This window comes from Streptomyces xanthophaeus, assembly GCF_030440515.1.
Classification (GTDB): domain Bacteria; phylum Actinomycetota; class Actinomycetes; order Streptomycetales; family Streptomycetaceae; genus Streptomyces; species Streptomyces kutzneri.
On the sequence record NZ_CP076543.1, the window covers coordinates 1,710,901 to 1,729,397 of the forward strand.

The following is an 18,497-nucleotide window of genomic DNA, read 5'->3' on the forward strand; positions in this document are numbered from 1 at the left end:
GGGTGTGTCAGGGGTGTGTCAGGGGGTGTGGTGCGCGGCGGCCACCATGAGCTGGCCGAGGGCCAGCCCGCCGTCGTTCGGGGGGACCCGGCCGTGCCGCAGGACGGTGAATCCGGCAGCGCCGAGGCGCCGGGCGCATGCCGAGGAGAGCAGGGTGTTGGCGAAGACCCCGCCGGTCAGGGCGACGGTGTCGAGGCCGTGCCGCTCGCGCGCGAGCGCGCAGAGCGTGGCGACGAGGTCGGCGACGGAGGTGTGGAAGCGGGCGGCGATCAGCGCCGGGTCGGTGCCGGCGCGGACGTCGGCCACCACGGCGGCCAGTACGGGCGCCGGATCGGCGGTGACCGGGCCGCCGCCAGGGCCGGACGGCTCGCGCAGGCCGAAGGTGTAGCCGGAGCCGGGTCCGGGTCCGGGTTCGCCCGCGCCCAGGGCCGCGCCCTCCAGTTCGATGGCGGCCTGTGCCTCGTAGCCGGCCACGTGGCAGATGCCGGCCAGGGAGGAGACGGCGTCGAAGAGGCGGCCCATGCTGGAGGTCGGCACACAGTTCAGACCCCGTTCCAGCTGACGTTCCAGCAGGGCGAGTTCTCCCGGCGGACAGGCCGCCGTGCAGGGCAGCTCCGGGGTCCGGTCGATGCCCGCGGCCCGCAGATGGGACAGCGCCATGCGGTACGGGCGGTGCACGGCCGCGTCGCCGCCCGGCAGCGGGACGTAGGCCAGGTGGGCGAACCGGGTGAACCCGGCGTAGTCGGCGAGGAGGACCTCGCCGCCCCACACGGCGCCGTCGTCGCCGTAGCCGGTGCCGTCGAAGGCGACCCCGATCACCGGGCGGCCGGCGCCCCGGCCGTGCTCGGCCAGGGTGGAGGCGATGTGCGCGTGGTGGTGCTGGACGCGGACGAGCGGCCGGGCGCCCGCGGCGCGCTCCGCCCACCGGGTGGAGCGGTAGCCAGGGTGCCGGTCGGCGGCGAGGAGCACGGGGGTGACGCCGGTGATGGACTCCAGCTGCCGCTCGGCGCCTTCGAGGGCGTACTGGGTGGCGAGGTCGTCCATGTCGCCGATGTGCGCGGACAGCCAGGCCTGGCGGCCTTCGCCGAGGCAGAAGGTGTTCTTCAGGTCCCCGCCCGCGGCGAGGCTCGCGGGGACGGGTACCGGCAGGGTCAGCGGGAGCGGGGCGTACCCGCGCGAGCGGCGTACGGTCAGCGTCTCGCCGTCGCACACCCGCACCACGGAGTCGTCGCAGGGCACGTGGATGGGGCGGTCGTGCGTGAGCCAGGCGTCGGCGAGGCCGTCGAGCCGCTCCAGGGCCTCGGCGTCGTCGGTGACGATCGGCTCGCCGGAGAGGTTTCCGCTGGTCATGACGAGCAGCCGGGGCCCCGGGGGGTCCCCGGGCAGGCCGAGCAGCAGGTGGTGGACGGGGGTGTACGGGAGCATCACGCCGAGGTCCGGACAGCCGGGGGCGACCGCGTCCGGGCCGGCTGCACCGGCGCGGCGGCGGAGCAGCACGATGGGCCGAACGGCGCCGGTGAGCAGCTCCCGTTCCTCGGGGCCGATGCGGGCGAACCGCTCGGCGTCGGCGAGGTCCCGGGCCATCAGGGCGAAGGGCTTGTCCCCGCGGGCCTTGCGCCGGCGCAGCTCGGCGACGGCGCCGGGCCGGGTGGCGTCGCAGGCCAGGTGGTAGCCGCCGAGGCCCTTGACGGCGAGGATCGCGCCGGCCGCCAGGAGCCGGCGGGCTTCGGCGACCGGGTCCGGGCCGGTGCTCTCGCGGGGCGGTCGCCCGGTGAGCAGTCTGAGGCGGGGGCCGCAGGCCGGGCAGGCGACCGGCTGGGCGTGGAAGCGGCGGTCGGCCGGGTCCGCGTACTCCCGGGCGCAGTCGGGGCACATGGGGAAGGGGGCCATGGTGGTGTGGGCGCGGTCGTACGGCAGCCCGGTGACGATGGTGAAGCGCGGCCCGCAGTGGGTGCAGGTGATGAAGGGGTGCCGGTGGCGCCGGTCGGCCGGATCGGCCAGTTCGGTGAGGCAGTCGGCGCAGGTGGCCACGTCCGGGGAGACCAGGGTGCGGGCGGGGCCGCCGGTCCGGGAGGCGATGATGGTGAATCCGGTGCCGCCCGCGGCGGGGACCTCCCAGTGGTCGACGGCGTCGACGACGGCCAGCGGGGGTGCGTCCGCCGCGAGCCGTTCGCAGAACCGCGACACCGCCGCCGGGGCGCCCTCGACCTCCGCGACGACGCCCTCGGGGGTGTTGGTGACGTGCCCGGCCAGGCCCAGCCCGGTCGCGCGGGTGTAGACGTAGGGCCGGAAGCCGACGCCCTGGACCACGCCCCGGACGGTGACCCGGCGCCGCTGCACCGCTTCCATCAGCGGGTCTGCGCGACCGTGTGGACGTGCGGGTGCGGGTGCTCGTGGTCGTGCTCCTGCTCGTGGTCCTCGTCGTGCTCGTGGTCGTGGCCATGCTCGTGATCGTGGTCGTGGTCATGTCCGAGGCCGTGCACGTGCTGCCGGCGGGCCATCACCGGCGTGTGCGTGCCCGTCCTGGCCGCAAGTGCCCGGTCGAGCAGGACGCCCAGGCCCTCACCCGCGCGCGCCGAGGTGAGCACCACCTCCACGCCGGGATTGACCTGCTCGACGTTGGCGCGGAAGGCGGCCTCGTCGAAGTCGACGGCCCGTGCGATGTCGGTCTTGGTGACCACCACCAGCTGGGCCAGTCCGAAGGCGGTCGGATACTTCAGCGGCTTGTCCTCGCCCTCGGTCACCGAGGCGAGCACCACCCGCAGCGTTTCCCCGAGGTCGTAGCCGGCCGGGCAGACCAGGTTGCCCACGTTCTCCACGAAGAGCAGCCGGGTGTCCCCGGGCAGCCAGCCGTCCAGGTGCCGGCCGAGCATCGCGGCCTCCAGGTGGCACAGCCCGTCGGTGAGCACCTGCTTGACCGGTACGCCCGAACGGGCCAGCCGTACCGCGTCGTTCTCGGTGGCCAGGTCGGCCGTCAGCGCGGCCACGGCCACGCCCCGCTCGCGCGCGAGGAGCAGTTCGCGCTCCAGCAGCGCCGTCTTGCCGCTGCCGGGGCTGGAGAGCAGATTGACCACCGTCGTACCGCGGGCGGTGAGTTCGGTGCGCAGGACCTGGGCGGCTTCGTCGTTCTTGGCGAGCACCGCCTGCCGCAGATCGACCACTCGGCACATGGTTCAGGCCTCCTCGGGAATCGGTTCGCGGGTACGGGCACCGGCGGGGCCGTCTTCCCAGCGCACGCTGAGGATCTCCAGCTCACGGCCCGTCAGCAGTTCCACGTCGGTGGCCCTGCCGCATCCGGGGCAGCACAGTTCGGGGGGCATGCCCACCGCCCAGGTGCCGCTGCCGGGGCAGGAGCCGCAGCGGGCGCGGGCCGTCACGGACTCCGTGAGGAGTTCGGCTCCTTCGAGGACCGTTCCGGCGCAGGCCAGTTCGAAACAGAACGCCAGCGCGTCGGGGACCACCCCCGCCAGCTCACCGACCCGCAGCCGTACGGAGGTGACGGCGCGCGCGCCGCCCGCCCGGGCCGCCTCTTCCACCTGGCCCACGACGGCCATGGCGATCGACATCTCGTGCATCGGACTCCGTCCTGCCGGGGCTCATTGAACCGGCGGGACGGGGTCCGTGCGGTCGGGCACGCCGGTGCGCGGCGCGCCCCGTACTCCATTCGGGCGCCCGGGTACCCGCGGGCGCCCGTGGCCGCTCCCGCGGCGGTGTCACATCCGGCGCATGCGCAGGTAGCGCCGGAGGTCGGGGAGGATCTGCAGCAGGAGGGCGGTGAGGGCGGCGGCCGCGGCCCCGCCGACGAAGGCCTTCTTCATGGGGTTCTCCTCAGTTCGCGACGGGGCCGGTCGGTTTCGTCGTGGGTCCGGCCGTGGATCAGGTCCAGGGCCGTGCGTACGGCCTCCGGTACGGCGGCGGCCACGGGTGCGCTCAGTCCGATGCCCTCTTCGACACCGGCGGGTTCGCAGCCGAGCACCAGCGTGCGCCGCGGCGGGGTGGCTCCGGTCCCGGCGCACAGGGTGTCCAGCAGTGCGAGGACGGCGTCGGGGGACATGTGGTGGCCGTCGAGGACGGGCGGCGCGGCCCCGTCGTCGGCCGGCTGCGGGCCCGCGCCGCCGTCGGCCTCGATGAGGTAGAGCGTGCCCGGCTCGCCGCCGCGTGCGGTGGCGTCGACCAGCAGGAGCGTGTCGTAGCCGTCGAGGAGCTGGTAGGCGAGGTGGACGCCGCGCACGCCGAAGTCCACCACCTCGACCCCGTCGGGCAGGGGGTGCTCGGCCAGCGCCCGCACGGTCTCGACGCCGAAGCCGTCGTCGCCGAGGAAGACGTTGCCGATGCCCGCGATCAGGACCCGCTCGTTCACGCGTCCTCCAGGGGGGTGACCTCGTCGGGCTGGAAGTAGAGGAACCTGCCCTGTTCCCGCCGGATGTCCGCGCCGGGGTCGTCCTCCACGGTGACGGCGAGGTGCACTCCCCCGTCGACGTCGTGCAGCACGGCCTCGACCAGCGCGGTGCGGCCCTGGAGGAACAGGTCCTGGGCGTCGGTGCGCCGCAGTCCGGGGCGCAGCCGGACGCGGCTGCCGGGGCCCACGGAGGCTCCGTCGACGGTGATCCGGTCGCGGGCCGGGTCCGCGGGGTCCGCCCGGGCCGGGTCCCACCAGGGCGTGTCGGGCCGGAACACCGCGTCCTCGGAGGGGAGTTCCGCGATGAGCGGCGGCTGCTCGGGGCCGGTGACCTCCCGCAGGGCGCGTACGGCGCCGTGCAGCCGCTCCAGCACCTCGGGGGGCATCGAGTCGGCGAGGTCGATCACGGCGGCCGCCCGGGGGTCGGTGCCGCGGGCCTCGCGCTTCTCCTGCTCGGTCAGGGCGGCCGTGCGCAGGGCGAGGATCTCGTCGATCTCGGTGGCGTCGTACATGGCGCCCGCGCTCTCGGGGGCGATGGCCGGATGGTCCTCCAGGATGATCGGGGAGGACAGGACCACGTCGGCGCGGCCGGGTTCGCCCGCGAGCACCGGCCAGGTGTGGCGGTTCTCACAGGCGGCGACCGCCTGCCTGGCCCATTCGGGCGGGTCGGTCATGGACAGGAACGATCCGGAGTCCAGGCCCAGCAGGAGGTGGGCGGCGACCAGCGAGTGGGGCAGCGCTGCCTCGCGGTCGGCGGGTCCGGCCCCGGGCGGCGGGGTCCACGGGCTGGTGTTCTCCACCACCGCCCGGAGCCGGAACACGCGGTAGGCGCCGGGGAGTTCGGTGGCGTGCAGCCGCAGCACCCCCTCGACCTCCTCGGTACGGCGCACCAGGCGGCCCACCGTGCGTCCGTCGGCGTCGATGACGGGCTCGGGGTCGACGCGGGCGGGGCGGGAGAAGGGGAAGGTGACGCCGCCTTCGCCCAGCAGCTCGGCGACGGGGACACTCACCTCGACCCGTTCCTCGGTGCCCTCGTCCCAGGGCACGAGGACCCGGTCGGCCAGGTGCAGTTCGGCGACCTCGGTGAAGCCGCCCCCGTCCGAGACCTGCTGGACCGTGCGCCGCTGCGCGTGCAGGAAGCGCAGCTCCAGGGCCAGGGTCGCCGCGCCCCGCGGTTCCATCAGGATCTCGGTCTGCTGGAAGACGTGCTCCTCGTGCGCGCGGCCCCAGGCCGGGGGCACGAGGACACCGAACTGCCAGCGCAGCCGGTTCTTCGCGGCCGAGGCCCGGTAGGGGTAGAGCACGTACCCCTCCAGCAGGACCGCGTCGGCCACCTGCCGGGCGACCGCGAAGCGGGAGTCGGAGTCGGAGTCGGCGTGCGGGGTGGTGGTCGTGGTCACGGAGCCGCCCTCTCGGTGAGGCGCGGGAGGATCGCGCCCAGCCGGACGGGACCCGGTGGGTCCTGCGGCCGCGGCGGGGCGGCCGCGTCGAGCAGGGCCCGTACGGTCGCCTCCCACGAGGCGAGGGCGTGGCGGGAGCGGAAGGCGAGCAGCTCGTCCATGGTGTCGCGGGGCAGCCGGAGCCAGCCGCAGCCGGGGAAGTGCTGTTCGACCATCTCGCGCCACACGGCCACGGGCATCCGGTACGTGGCTTCGCGGTCCCAGGGCACCGGCTCGACGCGGAAGCCGGCGTCACCGGTGAAGGCGGTGCCGGAGAACAGCATCAGCAGCGGTACCTCGCCCTCCGCCAGGGCTTCGAAGTACCGGGTGGCGGCGATGTCCATGTCGTAGGTGCAGGGCACGACCAGGTCGGTCTCGGTCTCCCCGGTGAAGCTCGGGACCATGACGGAGACCTGGGCGAACTGCACGGGCTGGAGGGTGTTGCCCCAGCGGGAGCGCTCGCCGAACAGGTCCGCGAGCCCTTCCGCCTCGGCGGGTCCGTAGCCGCGCCGGGCCGGTTCGATGCGGATCTGGCAGCGCAGGGCGATGGCGTGCACCCGGGCGCCTCCGGCTGCGGTGATCCGCAGCCGGAAGACGAGGGTGGGGCCGGCGGCGTACGGGTCGGCGCGCACCCCGGTGCAGGTGAAGGCGAATTCCGTCATCGGATCCCGCCCTCCGCCGTCGGCTCGGGGAGGGCCCTGGCCCGCCGTTCCACCTGCTCGAAGAAGGTCTTCAGCGCGGCCCGGGCCTCGGCCCCGCCGTCGAAGCCCTGCCAGAGCAGCCGCATCCGCCCCACCAGCTCGTAGCAGATGTCGATCGGCACCAGGTAGCAGTCGGTGCGGCCCTCCGAGCGGCGCAGCAGCAGCGCTTCGACGTCGGGTTCGAGGAGCGCGGCCAGCCGGCCGCCGCCGAGTACGGTCTGCCAGGTCTCGGGGTCGAGTTCGCTCTCGGTGGCTCCGGCCGGGCTCGGGTAGAGGGCGACCAGCCGGTCGAGGGCGGCGTTGCGGAAGAAGAACGCGACGCCGACCGGGATCTGGAGGAGGTCCCACGCGCCGTCGTCGAGCCGGTGGGCGGGGTCGGTGAGGTAGCGGTCCGGTACGGCCCGCAGGCGTCCGGTGCCCGCGCCGGGCCGGTCGAACAGCAGGGCGCAGGCGGTGCAGGCGCAGATCAGCGCGCGCTGTTCGGTCTGCACCAGGTGGCGGTGGCCGTCCTGGGGCACGGCGACCCCGCACAGTTCGCAGGTCTCGGGCCGGGGCGGGCGCGGGCCCGCGAACCGGCGCAGCCCGCGCGGGGCGCGCGGGCCGTCGTGGAGGAGACCGGGCCCGCTCACGGCACCCGCGCCGGGCTCGGGGGCCGGGTGCCGATCTGCAGCAGGGCGGGGGCGGGGGCCGCGGCGGGCTCCCGCTCCACGCTCGTCACCTCGGGGGCGAAGCAGGCCAGGGTGTCCTCCAGCGTCCGCCCGGCGTCGCTTCCGCCGCCGGAGCCCGAGCCGCAGCCGCAGCCGGTGGAGGCGGCGGCGGGGCGCAGCCGCAGGACGCCGGTGTCCGCGTCGAAGCCGAGCAGTTCCATGGGTTCGCCGTGGGCGGCCAGGGCGCGGGCGATGCGCGTGTGCACGGCTTCGGGGTGCAGTCCGTGCAGGGAGAGCAGGCTCGCCACGAGTTCGTCGCCGTAGACCGGCTTCAGCGGCCCGTCCCCGACCTTCTCGACGATCCGGGCGAGCCCGGCGCCGTAGAAGTCCATGAGGACGCGCACCAGTTCCTCCGCCGCCGCGCACGCCGCCCGGTCGCCGGTGGCGGCGAGCCGGTCGAGCACCTCCTCGACCCGGCGCCCGGCCTGGGGGCCGTCGATCGCGGCCCTCATCCGCCCAGTCCGCTCAGACCGGTGGGCACGTGCATCGTCTTGACCGTCTTGCCGCCGCCGACGTACATGTGGACTCCGCAGGGCAGACAGGGGTCGAAGCTGCGGACCGCGCGCATGATGTCGATGCCCTTGAAGTTCTCCGGGGTGTTCTCCTCGAAGATCGGGGTGTTCTGCACGGCGTCCTCGTACGGCCCGGGGGTGCCGAAGGTGTCGCGGGTGCTGGCGTTCCACGGGGTCGGCGGGTACGGGTGGTAGTTGGCGATCTTCCCGTCGCGGATCACCATGTGGTGCGAGAGGACGCCGCGTACGGCCTCGGTGAAGCCGACGCCGAGCCCCTCGTCCGGGACCTCGAACTTCTCCCAGGTCTGGGTACGTCCGGCGCGGACCTCGGCGAGGCCCTTCTCGGCGCAGTGCAGGGCGATGGCGGCCGCGTACGCCTGGAAGTACGTGCGGGCGCGGTTGCGCTCCAGCGCGTTGCTCCACTTCGGGATCTTCCACTCGAAGCGGGTCTCGGGCTTGGTCATCGTGCGCGGCAGGGTGATGACGACGCTGTTGCCGGTGGCCTGGACGTAGTCGGTGTGGACGAGGCCCGACAGGGCGGTGGACCACAGGCGGGCGATGGGGCCGCCGCCGGTGTCCAGGGCCAGGTGGTCCTTGCCGTCGAACCAGCGGGGGGACATGACCCAGCTGTACTTGTCGTCGAAGTTCCGCTTCTGCGGGGCGGGGATGGTGTGCTGGTTCCACGGGTGGCGGGGGTCGACCGGGTTGCCGAGCGGGTCGTGGGTGACGAACTGCTCCTGGCCCTGCCAGTCGTCGTAGTACGAGCTGCCGAGCAGGATGCGGATGCCGAGGTTGATCTCGGTGAGGTCGTTGGTGACCAGTTTGCCGTCGACGATCACGCCCGGGGTGACGAACATCTTCCGTCCCCAGTCGGTCATGTTGGCGTACGTGAAGTCGCAGTACTCCGGGTCGTTGAGGGCGCCCCAGCAGCCGAGCAGGACACGCCGGCGGCCGACCTCCTCGTACCCGGGCAGGGCCTCGTAGAAGAAGTCGAAGAGGTCGTCGTGGAGGGGGACGACCTTCTTCATGAACTCGCAGTACCGCATGAGGCGGCTCATGTAGTCCGTGAAGAGCTGGACGGAGGCGATGGTGCCGACGCCGCCCGGGTAGAGCGTGGAGGGGTGCACGTGGCGCCCCTCCATCAGGCAGAACATCTCGCGCGTGTAGCGGGAGACCTGGAGCGCCTCGCGGTAGAACTCGCCCTCGATGGGGTTGAGGGAGCGCATGATGTCGGCGATGGTCTTGTAGCCGTGCTCGCCGGCGTGCGGGGACGGCGTGCGCTCGGCGAGCTCCAGGACGCCCGGGTTGGTCTCGCGGACCATCTTCTCGCAGTAGTCGACCCCGACCAGGTTCTCCTGGAAGATGTTGTGGTCGAACATGTACTCCGCGGACTCGCCCAGGTTGATGATCCACTCGGCGAGGTGGGGCGGCTTCACCCCGTAGGCCATGTTCTGCGCGTACACCGAGCAGGTGGCGTGGTTGTCACCGCAGATGCCGCAGATGCGGCTGGTGATGAAGTGCGCGTCGCGGGGGTCCTTGCCGCGCATGAAGACGCTGTAGCCGCGGAAGACCGACGAGGTGCTGTAGCACTCCGCGACCCGCTTCTGCTTGAAGTCGATCTTCGTGTGGATGCCGAGACTGCCCACGATCCGGGTGATCGGATCCCAGGCCATCTCCACCAGGCCGCTGCCGTCTGCGGCCGCCTTCGTCTTCGGTGTCATCGTTTCTGCCGTGACCCTTCTTCGGTGCGGAGAGCTGGAGTTGGGGGGTGCTTCCGTGGGATCCCGGGAGCCGTCACCAGGGCGGGCGGTAGCCCGTGGTCAGGCTGCGGCCGGTCTGCCTCCACTTCGGTTCCTCGTCCACGGTGTGGGCCGTGACCGACCGGAGCCTGCGGATCAGCGCGCCGTACGCGCCGCTCGCCTTCGTGGAGACCTTGGCGCCGGGGGGTTCGTCCATGAACGGCATGAACTTGTCGGGGAAGCCGGGCATCGTGCAGGCGATGCAGATGCCGCCGACGTTGGGGCAGCCGCCGATGCCGTTCATCCAGCCGCGCTTGGGGACGTTGCACTTGACGACGGGGCCCCAGCAGCCGAGCTTGACCAGGCACAGCGGCGAGTCGTAGGTCTCGGCGAACTGGCCCTGCTCGTAGTAGCCGGCGCGGTCGCAGCCCTCGTGGACGCTGGCCCCGAAGAGCCACGTCGGGCGCAGCTTGTCGTCGAGGGGGATCATCGGGGCGGAGCCGGCCGCCTGGTAGAGCAGGTAGGTCAGGGTCTCCGAGAAGTTGTCGGGCTGGATCGGACAGCCCGGCACGCACACGATCGGGATGCCGGCCTTCGAGGTCCAGTCCCAGCCCAGGTAGTCGGGCACGCCCATGGCGCCCGTCGGGTTGCCCTCCATGGCGTGGATGCCGCCGTACGTGGCGCAGGTGCCGATGGCCACGACGGCGAGGGCCTTGGGGGCCAGCCGGTCGATCCACTCGCTGGTGGTGATGGGCTGACCGGTCTCGGGGTCGTCGCCGAAGCCGCACCAGTAGCCCTCGGGCTTGATCTTCTCGTTCGGGATCGAGCCCTCGACCACCAGGACGAACGGATCGATCTCGCCGCGCTCGCCCTTGAAGAACCACTCGATGAACGTGTCGGCGCCGCCGACCGGGCCGCACTCGAAGTCGATCAGCGGCCAGTGCACGGCGATCTTCGGCAGACCGGGCAGCACGCCGGTCACGATCTCCTCGATGCTGGGCTGCATCGCGGCCGTCAGGGAAACGGAGTCACCGTCGCAGCTCAGACCCGCGTTGATCCAGAGAATGTGGATCAGCGGGTCCTCGACCGTTTCCTTAGTCGCAGTGGCCATGGGACGGCTCCTCGGGGAGGTGATCGGGAAGGGGCGGGGCGAGGCGGCCTGCCTCACCCACACCTTTCTTGCTAACAGCAGTCCGGCCCCGGCGCCGCGTCAGGTGCGGCCAGTCCAGTGACGGCGCGCGGCCTGACGGCCGACCCGCTCAGATGGAGCGGGGTGGCGGACGGGCGCTCCTTGCGGACGAAGGCGCGGCGCAGGGCGTGGTAGGGGGCGTCGGGGTCGAAGAAGGTCCGCCGCATCAGGGCCAGCTCGGCCTCGCGGTGGGCCGCGAGCGGCCGTACGGCCTCGTCGCGCTCGCGCGCGGCCTTCTTCGCGGCGATCCGGGAGGCGGTGGCGGGCAGGGCGGCGAGCCGGACCGCGAGGCGCTGCGTCTCGCCGGTGAAGTCCCCGGGCGGGCAGGGGACCGTACGGTCGACCAGTCCGAGGCCGTGGGCGGCGGCGGCGCTCAGCGGGAGGGCCTCGCCGGTGAGGCGGTCCGCGAGTGCGGGGCCGACGCGGCGCGGCAGGGTGTACGTCCAGTACTCGGAGCCGTGCAGGCCCATCAGGCGGTAGTGCGGGTTCAGGACGACGCCCGAGCGGCACCAGACCTCGTCGGCGGCGAGGGCGAGCATGGCCCCTCCGGCGGCGGCGTTGCCGCCCAGCGCGCTGACCACGAGCCGGTCGGTGGTGGTCAGCACCGCCTCGACCAGGTCGTTCATGGCGTTGATGTTGGCCCAGGACTCCTCGGCCGGGTCGGCCGCGGCCTCGATGACGCCGAGGTGGATGCCGTTGGAGAAGAAGTCGCGGCCGCCGCCCAGGACCAGGACGGTGGTGGGCCGGGTGAGGGCGGTCCGGTAGGCGTCCAGCAGGCGGCGGCACTGCGCGGTGCTCATCGCGCCGCCGGGGAAGGAGAACGACAGGAAGCCGGCCTGGCCCTCCTCGTGGTAGCCGGTGTCCGACCAGGCGGGGCGGTGGGGGCCGCTGTGCGGTGGCGCGGGGACCTCGGGCAGCGGGGGCAGCCGGTCCGCGAGCGCGAGCGTGGCGGGCAGCTTGGGGACGGCCGGGCCTCTCCCCGGCAGACGGCGGGCGCGCAGTTCCGGGATCCAGACGGCCCCGTCGGCCGTGGCCCGGCAGAGCGCCCCGTTCCGGGTGGCCAGCAGCTCGCCGGGACGGCCGTGCAGGTGCTCCTCACGGTGCCCGCCGTGCAGGTACCACTCGCCACCGAGCAGGTCGTCGCGTACGCCGGGCTGCGAGTCGGCGGCGCGCAGCGCGCGCAGGACGTCCTCGGTGGTGTCGCTCTCCCAGTCGATCCGGCGGTCCTCCTGGCGCAGGAGCGGCCGGGCGTGGCCGCCCGCCTGGGGCTGCGGGGTGTACGTACCGGAGGCGAACCGTTCCACCGCGAGCAGGACGGCCTCCAGCGCGGCGTCGGCGATCTCGCCGCGGTAGAAGTCGCTCTTGCCGACCGGCGGCACGGAGCACTCGGCGCTCGCCCAGACGTCGCCGGCGTCCATCTCCGCGTTGGCCTGCAGGACCGTCACCCCCCACCGGGGCTCGCCGTCCTGGACGGCCCGGTCGAGGGAGGAGGGGCCGCGGTCGCCGACCGGCCCCGGGTGGACGACCAGGCAGGTGTGGGCGGCCCAGACCTCCTCGGGGATGGCGGTGCGCAGCATCGGGGCGAGGACGAGGTCGGGGCGGTGGCCGCGCACGGCGTCGGCCAGGGAGACACCGGGCAGGGCGAGTTCGACCGCGACGTGGTGGCCGTGGTCGCGCAGCTCGGCGTGGACTCGCTGCGTGAGGCTGTTGAACGCGCTCGCCACGAGCAGGACGTACAAGGGATCTCCCAGCGGCGGCCCGGAGCCGCGCGTGCGCGGTGCCCGGCCTGGTCGGCGGCCCGTGGCCGGAAGATGACCGGCCGCCTGAGATGGTCGGGGAGATCCGGGCGCCCACGGCCGAGGCCCGCGCGGCGGGTCACTCGAAAGCGCCCGTTCCGGGGTCCGCTCGGCCCAAGGGCCGATCCGTCACTCGCCGTCCTCGATCCCGATGGCCTCGGCCAGCTCCCGCTGCGCGGGGCCCGGCTCGCCCTGGTGCTGTTCGAGGAGGACAGCGGCGATGGCGTCGAGCTTGACCTGGATCGCGTGCTCGGCCCTGCGCTCGGAGTTCTTCAGCAGGGCCAGGAGCAGCAGGGCGACCGCGGCCATCGCATCGCCCATCAGGTGCTGCCAGCTGATGTCCAGGTGGAGCACGTGGACCACGACGAAGCCGGCCACCAGCAGGAGGCAGAACACGGAGAAGGCGGCCGAGCTGGTGAAGTTCGAGGCCAGCTCCGCCAGCTTCTCGAATCGTCCGAGCCGCCCCTGGCCGCCCTTCTTCGCGGGATGTTCGAAGGCCATGGTCTGCACGTGCCCGCTCGGGCCGCACCCCATCCCCTCCGGGCCGGCCGAGCACCCGACCGGCCCAGACCGGGGAGGGGCCGTCCGGGGCCACCACCGGCCCCGGGCGGTCACCCCGCCCGTACGGGGGCCCACAGGCTGACGCTCCACACGTCCCCGTGCCCCGCGTGGTAGCCCCGCTCCTCCTCCTCGTCGTCCACGACGATCACCGAGACGTCGGAGGCCGCCGCCCGGTACTCCAGGAAGCCGCCCTGGTCGCTGACCGTCAGTTCCGGGGCTCCGGGGACGCGCGCGAGCTCGTCGCGCACGTCCGCCCAGGCGACGTGGCGGGGAAAGCCGACCCCCATGGTCCGGGCCCATTCCTGCGCCATGTCCGGGCCGGACGCGAGCCGGTGCAGCTCGATGGAGCCGCCGGACATCACCCACTCGTCACCGGGGTTGAAGTAGAACTCGACGAATCCGTAGTCGCGGCGCAGCGACCGGCCGTCCTCACCGACCACGTCGACGAAGCGGTGGCGGACGGCCCGGTCGACCTCGCCGAGGCCGGAGCCGATGCCGATCCCGTGCAGGCGTCCGGTCCTGAGGAACGAGGCGAGGAATTCGATGCCGGTCACGGCCGGTTCTCCCATGTGTCGGTCAGGGCTTGCAGTTCCCCGGAACGGTTGTCCGTACGGGCCGTTCGGCCCGCGCACCGCTTCGGACCGGCCGGCCCCGACACACCCTAGAGCCGCGGGCTCCGTAGCGGTGGCTTCGCGCCACCCGAGTACGAACAGGTGTTTCCCGTATCGGGCAGGCAGCACGGCCCGCGCCGAGAGGTCCGCCGCCAGTCCGGCGGGCCGACAGGCCGGGGCCGAAACCGTTGAATCCGGTCCGCGACACCGCGCAGGATGGCCCCGAGCGAGGGAGGTCCGTCATGCCGTCCACCGAAGTGACCACGCACACGGTGCGTGCCGAGGACGGGGCCACGGTCCACGTCCGGTTCCACCGAAGGCCCGACGACCCGTCCGCCCCGGTGCTGGTGTGCATGCCCGCCATGGGTACGAGGGCCGTGTCCTACACGCCCCTGGCGGAGGCCCTCGTACAGGCGGGGTTCCAGGTGGTCCTCGGGGAGTTGCGGGGGCAGGGCACGAGCTCGGTCCAGGCGCGGCGCGGGGTGCGCTACGGCTACCACGAGATGGTGGCCTACGACTGCCCCGCACTGTTCCGGGCGGTCGCGGCGGCCTTCCCCGAGGCGCCGCGCCACCTGCTCGGGCACAGCCTCGGCGGGCAGCTCGGCACGCTCTACCTCAGTCAGGAGCCGCACATGGCCGCGGGCGCGGTCCTGGTCGGCGCCCCGTCCTGCCACTGGCGCGGCTGGCCCTTCCCGCGGAGCCTGGGCATGCTCGTGGGGTTCCAGCTCGCCGCCGCCTTCGCCTCCGTGTACGGGTACTTCCCCGGCCGCCGCCTCAAGGTGCTGGGGAACGACTCCGCGCAGGTCCTGCGGGACATGGCCGCCCAGGTCCGGACGGGCCGCTACGACGTGCCGTCCTCACCCGTGGACTTCGAGCCCTGGCTGGCCGAGTTGGACCTGCCGGTGCTGGCGGTGGCCATCGAGGGCGACCCCATGGCACCGCCCGGCGGGGTGCGGGGGCTCTGCGGCAAGCTCACGAGCGCCCGGGTGACGTACGAGGAGCTCGCAGTGGGCGAAGGCGCGCCGGGCAGCCTGCACTACGGCTGGATCCGCGACAACGCCACACTCGTCGAACGGGTACGGGCCTTCGTGGAGCAGGCCTGACACCCCCTCGGAGGTGTCAGCCGAGGCGGGCCGGGGAGGAGGCTCCGGGGGCGAGCAGCCGCGGGGTGCCGCTGCCGTCGGCGGGCACGGTCCACAGGTCCGTGCTGTCGGCGGCGCCGTCGGTGGGCAGGCCGTAGGCGAGCGTACGGTCGTCGAGCCAGGCGGCCTGGTCGTCCACGCTGCGCTTCTCGGCGAGTGCGTGCTCGCGCAGCGTCCCGAGGTCCATCACGTGCTCGCGCCACAGCGAGGCGCCGGCCCGGACCCGCTTCTTGTACGCGATGCGCGTCTCGTCCGGGGACAGGGACGGGCATTCGACGTTCTTGGCCAGGGTTTTGACGCTGCGCCCCGAGATCGAGCCCTTGACCAGGTGGGTCTCGCCGCCGGTGGAGACGGTGGCGTAGAAGGTGTCGTCGTCCTTGGAGAAGGTGACCCCCCAGACGTTGATGTCCTGGGCGCGGTGCTCGCGGCCGTCCATGTCGATGGCGAACTCCTCCAGGTTCGCCTCCAGTTTCCAGGTGCGGGTGTCCACGATCGCGGTACGGGTGGAGAAGAACGCGGCGCCGTAGGACTCGCCTGAGACGAAGACGGTCCAGGCGGCGAACCGGCCGCTGGGTGAGACCCGGGCCCGGCTCGGGGTGCCCGCGAGGGGGAAGCTTCGCAGGGTGCGCAGTTCGGAGTCGACGATCAGGGCCTTGTTGTCCTGGGCGAGCGCGCCGGGCGTGGAGCGCAGGCACACGCCGGTGCCCGCGGCGGCGTAGAAGCGCTGGCAGCCCAGCTCGGAGGCGGTGCGCTCGGACTCGGGTGCGTCGGCCGGGACGGAGGCGAGGACCCCGCGGTGCGGGCCCTGCCCGCCGTTGAGGAAGGTCAGGGAGCCGGGCCGGTCGAGAGTGACGGTCCCGGCGGCGACCGTCGGGCCGCCCGCCGACGGCTTGTCGTCGCGGGTGGCGGCGCGCAGCACCAGCGCGGCGGCGAGTCCCCCGAGCAGCAGCACCGCCACGGCGAGGACGAGCAGGCGGCGTGAGTTCGACAGCGTCATCTGGGGGGCCTCACGGGCTTCGGGTTCGGTTCGGTTCGATTCGGGTCGGGCCGGGTGTCGGTGTCCTGGGGCGCCGAGGGGCGCAGGACGAAGCCTGCGACGGTGGCGCAGCACAGCAGGCCGGCGGCGGCCGCGGCCAGTGCCGGGCCGGTGCCCCAGAGCGTCCAGGCCGCGCCGAAGGCCAGCGAGCAGCCGAAGCGGGCCAGTGCCTGGCCGGTGCCGACCAGGGCCATGCCGGTGGCGCGCAGCTCGCCGGGGACGGTGGCGGCGACGGCGGCGGGCAGCACGCCGTCGGTGGCGGCGTAGAACATGCCGTGCAGGGCGAGGACGAGGTAGGGCAGGGCGGGCCAGGCGGGGGCCCACAGCAGCAGCCCGTAGCCGGCCAGCAGGAGGGCGTGCCCGGTGAGGAAGACGGTGCGCCGGCCGATCCGGTCGGCGAGGGCTCCGGCGGGCACGGCGAGCAGCAGGAACACGGCGGCGGTGCCGAGCGGCAGGAGCGGGAACCACTGGTCGCCGATGCCGGTGCGGCGTTGCAGGAGCAGGTAGACGAAGGCGTCGCTGACGGTGGTCAGGCCCAGCAGGACGGCGCAGACGGCCAGGTTGCGCAGCCGGGGCAGGCGCAGCAGGCCGAGCGCGTCGCGCAGCCGTACGGGGGCGGGCCGGTCCGCGCCGGGAACGGCGGCGGCGGCGGTGGCGGTGGCGGCCGTGGCTCTGCCGGACGGCCCCGGCCGGGTGTCGCCGCCGGACGGGACGAACAGCATGAGCACCACGACACCGAGTACGGCGACGCAGGCGCTGACGCCGAAGACGGCGTCGTAGCCGTCGACCGTCAGGCTCAGGATGAGGAAGGCGGCGAGCGGGCCGAGCAGCGCCCCGGTGGTGTCCATGGCCCGGTGCACACCGAAGGCGCGCCCTTGTAACTCGGGTGGTGTGGACAGGGATATGAGCGCGTCGCGCGGGGCTGTGCGCAGCCCCTTGCCGGTGCGTTCCAGCGTGAGGATCACGCTGATCGGGCCCAGGCTGTGGGCGAACAGCAGCAGCGGTTTGCACAGGGCCGACAGGCCGTAGCCGATGCCGGCGATCAGCTTGTGGTTGCGGACGCGGTCGGCGAGGTGCCCGCCGGTCAGCTGCACGAGGGCGCTGACCCCGTTGTAGACGCCGTCCAGCGCGCCGAAGCCGAGGGGGCTCAGGCCCAGACCGGCGATCAGGTACAGGGGCAGGACGGCGGTGACCATCTCGGAGGAGATGTCGGTGATCATGCTGACCGCGCCCAGGGCGAGGACGGTCGAGGCGACCGCGGGAGCCCGGACGGGTCCCCGGCCAGGAGTGGACTTCGCGCCCTCGGGCGCGGGCGCGGAGCGGTCCGCGAGGTACATGCTCTGGAGCTCCCGGTGCCGACGGACTGAGTTCACTCGAACGTGCGAGTGGAACCCTAATGGGTGTACGGGCCAACGGTGCGGCGTACGAGCAGATTCGGCCGTACGCCCCGGGTCGGCCGGGGGGATCAGCCCTGCCTGCTGCTCTCGTCCCGCAGCCAGGTGGAGAAGTCCTGGTCACGGATGGCCTTCCGGGAGCCCCGGCGGGCGGCGAGCGCCGCCACGACGAACACCACCACCCCCGGCAGCAGCGTCGGCCGGGCCCGCAGCAGGGCGCGCAGATCGGCCGTTCCGGTGCGCGCGGACTGCCCCGACACCGGCTCCGGCACCTGCTCCGGTGCCCCTTCCGGCGCCTCGGCCCGCCGCGCCGCCTGGAAACGCTCGAACTCGGCGGAGGAGGTCGCCGCGCGGACGCGCCGCCTGATCAGATCCGACCAGGTGCGCGGCGGACGGACGACCACCCGGGCCCCCTCGACCACGCGCCGCTCCCCGGGCCCGAAGGCGAGGGACGCGGCCAGGTCGTCGGCCATCAGCGGGGGCAGCGCGGCGAGCCGCGCGTGCCCCGCCTCGGTCACGGCGATGACCCCCCGGCCGAAGAGCCCCTCACGGACGGCGGGCAGCCGCTGCCACACCCGGTAGTACGCCCGCACCGGCCAGGCGCAGCCGCCCAGCGGGATGTCCCGGCCGGGAGCGGCGGCGAGCAGCTCCGGACTCCGGTCGAGAGCGCCCACCAGGGCTCGCACGTCGGCGGCCCCGACGACGACGTCGGCGTCCACGTACAGCCGGGGGAAGCCCCGCGCGTGTTCGTCGCCGACCCGAAGTGCCCGGTGTTTGGAGGGAGTCGGGATCTCCACCACGCGTACGCGGTCGCCGCGCCCGCCCGCCACGCGGGCGGTGTCGTCCGTACAGCCGTTGCACACCACGACGATGTCGGGCCCGGACACAGAGGTGTCGGCCAGGAGCGCGTCGAGGAGGCGGCCGATGACCCGGCCTTCGTTGTGGGCCGGTATCACGATGCTGGTCACCCGGGCAGTATGCATGGTCGAACACCCGCCCCAGACGATTACGCCAACTCTGCCCGGGGGTACGCCCGGTGGACTAGATTTAGCGGAGCCGACCGGATTCGGCACGCTTCGGCGGCGCCGGTGTCCGGCAGCGGGCAAAGGCGGTAAGCGGTACGGGTTCGGCTGCTTGTGGGGAACAGGCGGCCGGGCCGGGGGGCGAAGCACGCGGATCACGTAGGGCATCGGTTGTGGGGGGCCATCACCGTTGAGCAGGTCACGCACGGGACGCGCAGGCGTCCTGGCTGCCGTCGACGGCATCTCCCT

General features: G+C 73.6%; 18 protein-coding genes. 1 reads left to right on the forward strand and 17 read right to left on the reverse strand.

Features of this window, described 5'->3' with window-relative positions; genetic code table 11:
• Window positions 1-18 precede the first annotated feature (18 nt).
• The 14 genes from hypF to KO717_RS07470 all read right to left on the reverse strand — a co-directional run bounded on the left by hypF (window position 19) and on the right by KO717_RS07470 (window position 13,597).
• Window positions 19-2,349: a carbamoyltransferase HypF gene (gene hypF / locus KO717_RS07410; protein WP_301365205.1), complete on the reverse strand. Its 2,331-nt coding sequence runs from the start codon at window positions 2,347-2,349 to the stop codon at window positions 19-21.
• Entirely contained in the window at window positions 2,349-3,170 is an 822-nt protein-coding gene (gene hypB / locus KO717_RS07415) for a hydrogenase nickel incorporation protein HypB (protein WP_301365206.1), read from the reverse strand. The genes hypF and hypB overlap by 1 nt, the downstream gene beginning before the upstream one ends.
• Window positions 3,171-3,173: 3 nt before the next feature.
• The gene (locus tag KO717_RS07420) at window positions 3,174-3,575 is read right to left on the reverse strand and encodes a hydrogenase maturation nickel metallochaperone HypA (protein WP_301365208.1); all 402 of its coding nucleotides are present in this window, start codon (window positions 3,573-3,575) and stop codon (window positions 3,174-3,176) included.
• Window positions 3,576-3,713: 138 nt separating this feature from the next.
• Window positions 3,714-3,818: a DUF6893 family small protein gene (locus KO717_RS37465; RefSeq protein WP_437184480.1), complete on the reverse strand. Its 105-nt coding sequence runs from the start codon at window positions 3,816-3,818 to the stop codon at window positions 3,714-3,716.
• Complete coding sequence (locus KO717_RS07425) at window positions 3,815-4,360, reverse strand: hydrogenase maturation protease (protein ID WP_301365209.1); 546 nt, start codon at window positions 4,358-4,360, stop codon at window positions 3,815-3,817. The genes KO717_RS37465 and KO717_RS07425 overlap by 4 nt, the downstream gene beginning before the upstream one ends.
• Window positions 4,357-5,799, reverse strand: coding sequence for a hypothetical protein (locus KO717_RS07430; protein ID WP_301365210.1), 1,443 nt, complete (start codon window positions 5,797-5,799; stop codon window positions 4,357-4,359). Before KO717_RS07430 ends, KO717_RS07425 begins: the two co-directional genes overlap by 4 nt.
• Complete coding sequence (locus KO717_RS07435) at window positions 5,796-6,500, reverse strand: DUF6084 family protein (protein WP_301365212.1); 705 nt, start codon at window positions 6,498-6,500, stop codon at window positions 5,796-5,798. The genes KO717_RS07430 and KO717_RS07435 overlap by 4 nt, the downstream gene beginning before the upstream one ends.
• Window positions 6,497-7,168 carry a DUF5947 family protein gene (locus KO717_RS07440; RefSeq protein WP_301365214.1) on the reverse strand — a complete coding sequence of 224 codons (672 nt, stop codon included), beginning with the start codon at window positions 7,166-7,168 and terminating at the stop codon, window positions 6,497-6,499. Before KO717_RS07440 ends, KO717_RS07435 begins: the two co-directional genes overlap by 4 nt.
• Window positions 7,165-7,698, reverse strand: coding sequence for a hypothetical protein (locus KO717_RS07445; protein ID WP_301365216.1), 534 nt, complete (start codon window positions 7,696-7,698; stop codon window positions 7,165-7,167). The genes KO717_RS07440 and KO717_RS07445 overlap by 4 nt, the downstream gene beginning before the upstream one ends.
• Entirely contained in the window at window positions 7,695-9,479 is a 1,785-nt protein-coding gene (locus tag KO717_RS07450) for a nickel-dependent hydrogenase large subunit (protein WP_301365218.1), read from the reverse strand. The genes KO717_RS07445 and KO717_RS07450 overlap by 4 nt, the downstream gene beginning before the upstream one ends.
• A gap of 73 nt (window positions 9,480-9,552) precedes the next feature.
• Window positions 9,553-10,608: a hydrogenase expression protein HypE gene (locus tag KO717_RS07455; protein ID WP_301365220.1), complete on the reverse strand. Its 1,056-nt coding sequence runs from the start codon at window positions 10,606-10,608 to the stop codon at window positions 9,553-9,555.
• A 71-nt stretch (window positions 10,609-10,679) separates the two neighbouring features.
• On the reverse strand, window positions 10,680-12,425 hold the full coding sequence (locus KO717_RS07460; protein ID WP_301365222.1) for an enoyl-CoA hydratase-related protein: 1,746 nt from the start codon (window positions 12,423-12,425) through the stop codon (window positions 10,680-10,682).
• Window positions 12,426-12,611: 186 nt separating this feature from the next.
• A complete protein-coding gene (locus KO717_RS07465) occupies window positions 12,612-12,983 on the reverse strand; it encodes a low affinity iron permease family protein (protein WP_301365224.1) in 372 nt (123 codons plus the stop codon).
• A gap of 110 nt (window positions 12,984-13,093) precedes the next feature.
• The gene (locus tag KO717_RS07470) at window positions 13,094-13,597 is read right to left on the reverse strand and encodes a hypothetical protein (RefSeq protein ID WP_301365226.1); all 504 of its coding nucleotides are present in this window, start codon (window positions 13,595-13,597) and stop codon (window positions 13,094-13,096) included.
• 299 nt (window positions 13,598-13,896) lie between these two features.
• Here KO717_RS07470 and KO717_RS07475 point away from each other — a divergent pair, with 299 nt between their 5' ends.
• Window positions 13,897-14,757, forward strand: a complete 861-nt coding sequence (locus tag KO717_RS07475) for an alpha/beta hydrolase family protein (RefSeq protein WP_301365227.1) — start codon at window positions 13,897-13,899, stop codon at window positions 14,755-14,757.
• Between the two features lie 16 nt (window positions 14,758-14,773).
• On the opposite strand, the gene KO717_RS07480 is transcribed toward KO717_RS07475, so the two are convergent.
• From KO717_RS07480 to KO717_RS07490, 3 genes are all read right to left on the reverse strand, one after another.
• Window positions 14,774-15,793: a TolB family protein gene (locus tag KO717_RS07480; RefSeq protein ID WP_301365229.1), complete on the reverse strand. Its 1,020-nt coding sequence runs from the start codon at window positions 15,791-15,793 to the stop codon at window positions 14,774-14,776.
• Window positions 15,790-17,169, reverse strand: a complete 1,380-nt coding sequence (locus KO717_RS07485) for an MFS transporter (protein ID WP_301365231.1) — start codon at window positions 17,167-17,169, stop codon at window positions 15,790-15,792. The genes KO717_RS07480 and KO717_RS07485 overlap by 4 nt, the downstream gene beginning before the upstream one ends.
• Window positions 17,170-17,297: 128 nt before the next feature.
• Entirely contained in the window at window positions 17,298-18,194 is an 897-nt protein-coding gene (locus KO717_RS07490) for a glycosyltransferase (protein WP_301365233.1), read from the reverse strand.
• Window positions 18,195-18,497: the final 303 nt, after the last annotated feature.

Coding starts and splice junctions, on each gene's coding strand:
- hypF (WP_301365205.1), bottom strand. CDS start 2,349: ATGGAAGCGGTGCAGCGGCGCCGGGTCACCGTCCGGGGCGTGGTCCAG.
- hypB (WP_301365206.1), bottom strand. CDS start 3,170: ATGTGCCGAGTGGTCGATCTGCGGCAGGCGGTGCTCGCCAAGAACGAC.
- KO717_RS07420 (WP_301365208.1), bottom strand. CDS start 3,575: ATGCACGAGATGTCGATCGCCATGGCCGTCGTGGGCCAGGTGGAAGAG.
- KO717_RS37465 (WP_437184480.1), bottom strand. CDS start 3,818: ATGAAGAAGGCCTTCGTCGGCGGGGCCGCGGCCGCCGCCCTCACCGCC.
- KO717_RS07435 (WP_301365212.1), bottom strand. CDS start 6,500: ATGACGGAATTCGCCTTCACCTGCACCGGGGTGCGCGCCGACCCGTAC.
- KO717_RS07445 (WP_301365216.1), bottom strand. CDS start 7,698: ATGAGGGCCGCGATCGACGGCCCCCAGGCCGGGCGCCGGGTCGAGGAG.
- KO717_RS07450 (WP_301365218.1), bottom strand. CDS start 9,479: ATGACACCGAAGACGAAGGCGGCCGCAGACGGCAGCGGCCTGGTGGAG.
- KO717_RS07455 (WP_301365220.1), bottom strand. CDS start 10,608: ATGGCCACTGCGACTAAGGAAACGGTCGAGGACCCGCTGATCCACATT.
- KO717_RS07465 (WP_301365224.1), bottom strand. CDS start 12,983: ATGGCCTTCGAACATCCCGCGAAGAAGGGCGGCCAGGGGCGGCTCGGA.
- KO717_RS07475 (WP_301365227.1), top strand. CDS start 13,897: ATGCCGTCCACCGAAGTGACCACGCACACGGTGCGTGCCGAGGACGGG.
- KO717_RS07480 (WP_301365229.1), bottom strand. CDS start 15,793: ATGACGCTGTCGAACTCACGCCGCCTGCTCGTCCTCGCCGTGGCGGTG.
- KO717_RS07485 (WP_301365231.1), bottom strand. CDS start 17,169: ATGTACCTCGCGGACCGCTCCGCGCCCGCGCCCGAGGGCGCGAAGTCC.